2 protein-coding genes are annotated in these 1,786 nt (G+C 60.6%); both read right to left on the reverse strand.

The annotated features are described in order from the left end of the window. Positions 1-57: 57 nt before the first annotated feature. On the reverse strand, positions 58-612 hold the full coding sequence (gene efp / locus AC1D1X_RS22235) for an elongation factor P (RefSeq protein WP_411883615.1): 555 nt from the start codon (positions 610-612) through the stop codon (positions 58-60). A gap of 117 nt (positions 613-729) precedes the next feature. Continuing rightward, on the reverse strand, positions 730-1,786 hold a 1,057-nt coding region (gene earP / locus AC1D1X_RS22240; protein WP_477699213.1), incomplete at its 5' end, for an elongation factor P maturation arginine rhamnosyltransferase EarP.

Here is a 1,786-nt window from a genome sequence, read left to right on the forward strand (position 1 = left end):
AAGCAAAAAGGCTCCGTAAGGAGCCTTTTGAGGGAGATGAAAGAGGCAGAAGCGGGATTACACGCGCTTGCGGTACTCGCCGGTGCGGGTGTCGATTTCGACCACGTCGCCTTGCGCCACAAAGATGGGCACGCCGATTTCAAAGCCGGTGGCGATCTTGGCAGGCTTCAGAACCTTGCCGGAGGTGTCGCCCTTGACGGCGGGTTCGGTCCAGGTGATTTCGCGCTGCACGCTGGTGGGCAGTTCAACCGAGATGGCCTTGCCGTCGTAGAACACGACTTCCAGTTCCATGCCGTCCTGCAGGTAATTGAGCGAATCGCCCATGTTTTCCGCTTCGACTTCGTACTGGTTGTATTCGGAGTCCATGCAGACATACAGCGGGTCTGCGAAGTAGGAATAGGTGCAGTCCTTTTTGTCGAGGACGATCTGGTCGATCTTGTCGTCGGCCTTGAACACGACTTCGGTGTTGAAGTTGGCGACCAGGCTTTTGAGCTTCATGCGCACGGTGGCGGAATTGCGCCCGCCGCGGCTGTATTCGGTCTTGAGCACCACCATCGGGTCTTTGCCGTTCATGATGACGTTGCCGGCGCGGATTTCTTGAGCGATTTTCATAGCAGTTTTACTGAGGTAGGCCGCTAAACGCTTGCACCGGTGTGCAGGTTCCGCGGCGGGTTGTGCAGGACGCCAAAGTCTGGTCGACCTTCAGGCTGTTCTGCAAAGCCTATGATTTTAACGTTTTTTTGTCACGAAACCGAGCAGCCGTGTCCCCAGGTCGTCTTGGGCCATGAGGCGGGAACGGGTCGCTTGGGCTGTTGCTTGCCAGGCCGGCAGGTCAATGGGGAAGGACGCCAGGCCGCCGACGGTGGGTGGCGACGCTGTTTTGYCGTTCCAGGCGGCGTGAAAAGCCCGCAGGGAGGGGGGCGCCTGGAGCATGTCCAGGAAGGCCTGCAGTTTGGCCAGGTGGGCGCCGTCATGCTGCGGATAGATGTGCCAGACGAAAGGCTTGCCGGCCCAAAGCGCCCGCACCACCGAGTCCTCCCCGCGCACAAAATTCAGGTCCGAGGCCCAGAGCAGGTGGTCAAAGCCGGTTTGCGTCAGCAGGGGGAGGTATGAAATTGATAGCTGCTTGCGCCCGTCCTTATTGGGCTGCAGCCGATTTTGATCGTCAAGCAGGGTGCGAACGGCATTTGCGGCACGCCCCGCAGCCACCAGCAGATGCACCGGTTTGCCCTGCAAGCCATGTTCTGAAAATTGCGCCAGCAGGCCTTCGAGCGCGGGGGGCTCATAGCAAAACAGGGACACCAGGGTTTCGCCGCCCCAGTGGATTCCGTAGGTTTTCAACCAGCCTGCGCGGTCAAAGCCTGCTTGCCTGTCCTGCAGGCCTGACTCGCGCAGCAGCCCGCCGGTACCAGCCGTGAAGCCCGGGTAGAAAAACCACTTGGTCCAGCCGGCGGCCGGACCGCTTTGTACCGGCGACGGCATGGCGTGGGAGCGCTCCACGTAGTCCTCGGCAGACAGGTATTCGAGATTGATCCATACGGGTTTTTGGCCTCCAGCCCAATGCTGGCGAGCGCAAACCGCTATGAAAACAGGAGCAACTTCACAGCCGAAGGCCTCAACCAGCACATCGCAGGGCTGCCCGGCGAGCCTTGCGGCGTCCAGGTCCAGGGGTTGTTCACCGGAGGGCCACGGAAATACCTGCACGCCTTCACAGCCCCCGGGGGCCATCCATGTCAATGCTGAGGCATCGTCCACCCAGAGCCGCACTTTTTGCCCGCGCGAGGCC

Source organism: Polaromonas sp. P1_G4 (assembly GCF_056405475.1).

Bases quoted from the DNA above. Each gene is read 5' to 3' on its own strand.
- efp (WP_411883615.1), bottom strand. From the start codon at position 612: ATGAAAATCGCTCAAGAAATCCGCGCCGGCAACGTCATCATGAACGGC.